Raw genomic sequence first — 6,214 nt, 5'->3', positions numbered from 1 at the left:
TATAATCGAGAATATTCTTAAATTTTTTAAAAGGATGTTTTATGAAAATTAAAGTTGTCAGAGTTAAAAAGAAAAAAGGTGATACTCCATCTAATTGTGGAGTACATAAAACAGGTATAGATGTAGAAAAGTAGGATATGTATAACAATGCGTATACATGGAATAGATTACTTTAAGCCAGAACCAGGTATATTAGAAAAATTAGAGATATTATTAACTACCGATTGTAATGGTAAATGTATTTATTGCTATCAAAGAGATAATTTTTTTAATGACAACAATAGTTTTATGAATAAGAATGTGGCTGATAAAATAATAAATAAATTGAGTGGGATGTATAAAAGAATCAAGACAGTAAGCTTTTTTGGCGGCGAACCTTTACTTAATTTTAATATTATGAAATATATCACTGAAGAGTTAGATAACGATTTTATAATTGATAGATTTATTATAACCTCAAACGGAGTGTTATTTAGTGATGAAATAATAGATTTCCTAATAAAATACAATTTTAAAATAATTATAAGTATTGACGGTCCGGAATATATAAATGATAAATTAAGGGGAAATATACGATATAAAGATATAGTTAATACTATACAAAAAATATCTGAAGTTAATCTATATGATAATCTTGAATTGAATTGCACATATACTAATATTCACAAAGAGAATATAGAGTATGATAAATTAATTTCATTTTTTGATTCATTTAATATAACCTATCATATATCAGATGTAATAACTGAAGATCGTAGACTTAAAATAGATAATCAGGATTATGATAGATACATAAAAAAGTGCATAGAAAATACTTATGAACGAATAATTAATAATTCATTAAACAGAGAAATGATTTCTTATGTTAGGGATTTAATAGAATCTATGGTATATGGATATGCTACAAATAAATTTTGTAATGAGTTTGTTGAAGGAAATTCAGAGACATACGATACTAAGGGCAACAGGCATCATTGTATCAGCCTTATAAAGGAAGATATAGATTTTGAAAAAATCAATAAAATTAACACTAAGGATAGGTATCCTTGCAATGAGTGTCGGGCAAATAATATATGTAGCGATTGTATAGTTAGATTTTTTTATGGAAAATCAAAGCAAATTTCAAGATTGAATGATTGCAAAAAGAAGATATACTACGAATATTCTGTAAATTATTTAATAAAGATATATGATCGTAGTATTGATGAACTTGAAAAATTGTTCAATAATTATATAAATTTTTGGTGATTAATTTTATAGTATGAAAAATTACGATTTATTTGCTAAGAAAAATTTAAATTTTTTGGATATAGTCCATATCCCTTTTTATTATTCAAGGGGATGTTCAATTGCTTTACTTGTATTGAGCTTTTTTAACGGGTTTATTCCTCTTATATCATTAAAAGCCATATCATCCTTTATAGATTCTATGGCTTTATTTGTAAAGGAGGGTATCTTCATTGGAGATATTTATATATATTTATCACTTATAGTTATAAGTTTGATTTATACATATTTATATCCGATAATAAGTGACTATGTTAAATTAAAATTAAAAAATAGTTTAAGTGAAACTTTTACTGTTGAATTAGTAGAAACTATAGGAACTTTGAAATATAAATATTTTGAAAATCCGGAAAGCCTTGATATGATTTCAAGAATAGTTGATAATCCGGAAACTTATTTGTCTGATTCTTATCTGAATTTACTTAGGGCAGGAAGCTTAATTATAAAAATCTTAAGTATTATTTTCTTTCTCTTTGTTAAAATTCCACAGGCTACTTTTATTATAACTTTGGTATCTATTCCTGGTATTTTTCTAGCAATTAAGGCTGGTAAAGTAAATTATAAAGCAAGTATAGATCAGGAGAGGCACAAAAGATATGCAAATTATTTTTCCGGTCTTTTAACAGGGAGAGATTTTGTAAAAGAAAGAAGTCTTTTTAATTATTCACAAGAAATAAAGGCTAGATGGTATGAAGAATATGAGAAAGCTAGGATTATAAAAAGAAAGGCTAGTCTAAAATGGCTATCGGGTTCTGAAATATCAGGTCTATTAACTTCCTTTTTGATAGGACTTATTATTTTAATTATTCTTAATCCTTTAAAGAAAGGTAATTTAACTTTCGGAACATTTGTTGCTATAGTAAATGCAATTATATCTTTAATACCCAACCTATCACGGGAACTTCCTGAATATAGCGAAAGTTTGTCTAATTCAATGAACTTTTTGCATTATATGGAGAAGTTAATAAATTTAGATAAAGACTTAACTTACTTATCCCTACCTTCCAAAGAAAGATTCGAAATTAAAAGCATAGAATTTAAAAATCTTTCATTCAAATATCCAGGAACTGATAGGTATGTGTTGCATAAGCTAAATTTTACTATGAATGATAAAAAACATTATGCCCTAGTGGGTAAAAATGGATGTGGTAAAAGTACACTTATAAAAATTTTAACTGGACTTTATGATGAATATGAGGGTGAAGTACTTATAAATGGTATATCGCTTAAGAATTATAAGAATGAAGAATTGAAAGCTATTTTCTCAGTTATTTATCAAGATTATGCAAAATATGGCATTACTATTAGGGAAAATATCGAGCTTGGTGATGTAAATAATTTTGATAATGGAATAAATGAGAAAAAAATTAATAGGATTTCTAGAAGTTTAGGTATATTTGATTTAAGTAATACTCTTAGTAAGGGTTTAGATACACCTTTAGGTAAAATAAAAAGAGAAAGTGTTGATCTTTCAGGAGGACAATGGCAAAAAATCGCCATAGCAAGGGCTATGATGAGTGATGCGCCAGTAAGAGTCCTTGATGAGCCTACTTCAAATCTGGATCCATTTAGTGAAAATGACTTATATGAAATATTTAAAAGAGAAAATAAGGATAAGCTTGCAATATTTATTAGTCATCGATTGGCTTCTACAGTTTTTGCTGACAAGATATTTGTATTTGATGATGGAAGACTTGTAGAAGAAGGAGATTATAAAAGTCTAATGAGCATAGACGGACTTTATAGACAGATGTTTAATGAGCAAAAGAAATGGTACGAAGATGAAAAATAAATTTGATTTTAAGAACATATATTATTCTTTTAAAATTGTTGTAAAAGCATCTCCTTTATATTTTTTGCTTATAGCTTGTATAAATTTTACTTTAGGGTTTATCTTGGCATATAATACTGTTAGGCTTGATCAATTTTTAAATGTGGTTGATTATTATATCAAAGGTAAGGTCGATATTTCGATTGTCTTTGTAAATTTTCTAATCTTATTATTGACTATATTAGCAAATCCAGTTTTTAATGGCATAAATACGACATTGTCAAGTGATTTTGAGCTTAAAGTTCAAGGAAAGATTGAAAAAGAATTTAATCTCAAATGTTCTAAAGAATCACCTATTAAATTTGAATCATCAGAATATTTGAATACAATAAATAAGGCACATAAGGGAATAAATAGTATAGTTCAACTAGTAACTGGACTAAGTCTTGGTATTTTTACTTATATTCCTTATTTTATAACATTAGGAATATATTTATATAGGATAAGGCCTATCCTTATATTTATTTTATTTTTATTCATTATTGGACCGATACTTTCACAATTGTTTAAGAAGAAATTATACGCAAGATTGGAAAATAATGTAAGCTATTTTCGTAGGGAGTGTGATCATTATAAAGAATGTTTAATAGCTAGTGATAAACTTAAAGAGACAAGAATGTTAGGGGCTTTTCATTTTTTTATGGGAAGATATAAGGATAAATTAAAAGTGATGAATCGAGAGTCTTTAGATACTCAAGTAAAATCATCAAAAATTGAATTCGTTTTTAAGATTCCTTTATTTATTGCCAATATAATAAGTTTATTGATGTTATCAAAGTATTTGATGGGCGGATTTATTAGTATAGGAAATTTTGGTGCTGTTATAGGATCTATCAATATGCTTATGATGATGGCTGAAGAATTTATATTTTATGTAATAGGATCCGCCATAAAACAGGTGGTCTATGTAGAAAATTATATTAACTTCATAGAAGTTAAAGATAAGAAATATAAAAAAATCAGCATGGAAAGCTCTCCTGAAATAGTTTTACATAATATTTCATTTACCTATCCATTAAGTAAGACTAAATCATTGTCTAATATAAATCTTGTCATAAATAGAGGAGATACAATTGCCATAGTTGGTGAAAACGGATCGGGAAAGTCAACTCTTGCAAGTATTATAGGTGGAATTTATAGACCTACATCGGGTTTTATAAGCTATGATGGTAGAAACCCTTGTAAAGAAGACGAAGACATAAGTCTTAATGTCTCTGCAGTGTTTCAAAATTTTTGTAAATACAAGATGAGCCTTTTTGATAACATAGTTATAAGTGATTTTAGTAAAAATATATCAGATTTTTCTATAAGGGAAAGTTTAGAGAAGAGCAATTTAGTATTAAATAAAAGCGTCTTTCCTAAGGGAATGGAAACAATGTTGTCTAGAGACTTTGGAGGAGTTGATCTTTCAGGTGGACAATGGCAAAAGGTTGCTATTGCCAGAGGACTTTACAAAGGCTCAAAAATTATAATCCTTGATGAGCCCACTTCTGCCATAGACCCTATTGAAGAGAGCGGGTTATTCAATAACTTTCTAACTATGGCTAAGGGGAAAACTGCTATAATCATAACCCATCGTATGGCTATGACTAGATTCGTTGATAAGATAATAGTCATGGACAAGGGCTGTGTAAGGGAATTTGGTTCGCATGAAGAATTAATGGAGAAAAAGGGCCTCTATAAAGATCTATACTTAAGTCAAAGGAGGGCTTATAAAGGTTAGTAGTGAGGTTTTATTAAACAAGGGGCTTTCTCTTTTGATTTAAAATCATATACTTATATTAGATATATATAAATCCATCATGGCCTAGTGGTGGATTTTTGATAGTGCCCGTATAATTGTGTAAAAAGAAAAAGGTCATTTGAAACCTAAACTAGTACAATGTTTTTAACCACAAAAACAACTAGGAGGAACAAATGACCCAATTACATTTTACAATTAATCAAGAAGAAATACAAAATTTAATTAATGAATCTGTAAATAATAAAATTGCTAAATCTATCCTAACAAAAGTTTTTAATGAACTTATGGAAAAAGAAAGAGATGAATACTTAGATAATCAAGCCTATCAAAGAGATCCTAATAGGAGCACTTACCGTAATGGATACTATGAACGTGACTATACGACAAAAATAGGAACTTTAACCCTAAGAGTACCTAGAACAAGGGATGGTAAATTCTCGACAGAGCTATTCGAAAGATATCAAAGAAATGAAAAAGCTCTACTTGCAACCATGTTAGAAATGTACATCCAAGGAGTATCAACAAGAAAAGTATCCAAGGTAATAGAAAACATGTGTGGTAAAATATATTCCAAATCCTTTGTATCATCCTTAACTAAAGAGCTAGATGAAGAAGTAAAACTATGGAGAAATAGTGATCTAAGCACAATAACATATCCCTACATACTTGTAGATGTAGTATACATAAAAGTAAGAGAAAACAATAGAGTAGTATCAAAAGCTTGCCATATAGCAATAGGAATAAATGAAAAAGGAAATAGAGAAATCATAGGCTTAGATCTAAGTGAGGGTGAAAGTGAATACTCATGGTCAAACTTCTTTGAATATTTAAAAGCTAGGGGACTATCTGGAGTTAAAATGGTAATATCAGATGCTCACAAAGGTCTAGTCAAAGCAATAAAAGAAACATTTATAAATGTATCATGGCAAAGATGTCAAGTCCATTTTCTAAGAAACATCCTATCAAAAGCACCAAAGAAAAACACTGAAGAATTTAGGGCAGATATGAAGTCTTTATTTAAAATTCAAGATATATCTCTAGCAAGAAAAATGAAAGATGAGATATTCGTAAAATATGAAAACGAAAAGAAATTTCAAAACTCTTTAAAGACCTTAGATGAAGGATTTGAAGATACTTTTGCATATCTAGCTAATGATGTAATTCATAGTAGACTTAGGTCAACAAATTGCATAGAAAGATTAAATCAAGAAGTTAGAAGACGAGAGAAAGTCGTTAGGATATTTCCTAATGAAAAATCTGCTATGCGCTTAATAGGTTCAATCCTCATTGATATCAATGAGGACCTCCTAACATCTTCTAAATTGTATATTAAAATGAAATAGTAAATATTG

4 protein-coding genes are annotated in these 6,214 nt (G+C 28.4%); all 4 read left to right on the top strand.

Annotated features, from left to right (window positions below; translation table 11 throughout):
* The first annotated feature begins 147 nt into the window (after positions 1-147).
* Positions 148-1,248 (top strand): radical SAM protein, encoded by a 1,101-nt coding sequence (locus MUN42_RS02675; protein WP_243342763.1) that lies wholly within the window; start codon positions 148-150, stop codon positions 1,246-1,248.
* A 13-nt stretch (positions 1,249-1,261) separates the two neighbouring features.
* Positions 1,262-3,079 (top strand): ABC transporter ATP-binding protein, encoded by a 1,818-nt coding sequence (locus tag MUN42_RS02670; RefSeq protein ID WP_243342762.1) that lies wholly within the window; start codon positions 1,262-1,264, stop codon positions 3,077-3,079.
* Positions 3,069-4,841, top strand: a complete 1,773-nt coding sequence (locus tag MUN42_RS02665) for an ABC transporter ATP-binding protein (RefSeq protein WP_243342761.1) — start codon at positions 3,069-3,071, stop codon at positions 4,839-4,841. The genes MUN42_RS02670 and MUN42_RS02665 overlap by 11 nt, the downstream gene beginning before the upstream one ends.
* A 194-nt stretch (positions 4,842-5,035) precedes the next feature.
* Complete coding sequence (locus MUN42_RS02660; RefSeq protein ID WP_243342760.1) at positions 5,036-6,205, top strand: IS256 family transposase; 1,170 nt, start codon at positions 5,036-5,038, stop codon at positions 6,203-6,205.
* Positions 6,206-6,214 lie beyond the last annotated feature (9 nt).

It is taken from the genome of Anaerococcus sp. AGMB09787, assembly GCF_022808955.1.
GTDB lineage: Bacteria > Bacillota > Clostridia > Tissierellales > Peptoniphilaceae > Anaerococcus.
Note: the sequence above shows the minus strand (reverse complement) of the source record. Positions and strands in the feature narration are given on the sequence as shown.

Bases quoted from the DNA above. Each gene is read 5' to 3' on its own strand.
- MUN42_RS02675 (WP_243342763.1), top strand. From the start codon at position 148: ATGCGTATACATGGAATAGATTACTTTAAGCCAGAACCAGGTATATTA.
- MUN42_RS02670 (WP_243342762.1), top strand. From the start codon at position 1,262: ATGAAAAATTACGATTTATTTGCTAAGAAAAATTTAAATTTTTTGGAT.
- MUN42_RS02665 (WP_243342761.1), top strand. From the start codon at position 3,069: ATGAAAAATAAATTTGATTTTAAGAACATATATTATTCTTTTAAAATT.
- MUN42_RS02660 (WP_243342760.1), top strand. From the start codon at position 5,036: ATGACCCAATTACATTTTACAATTAATCAAGAAGAAATACAAAATTTA.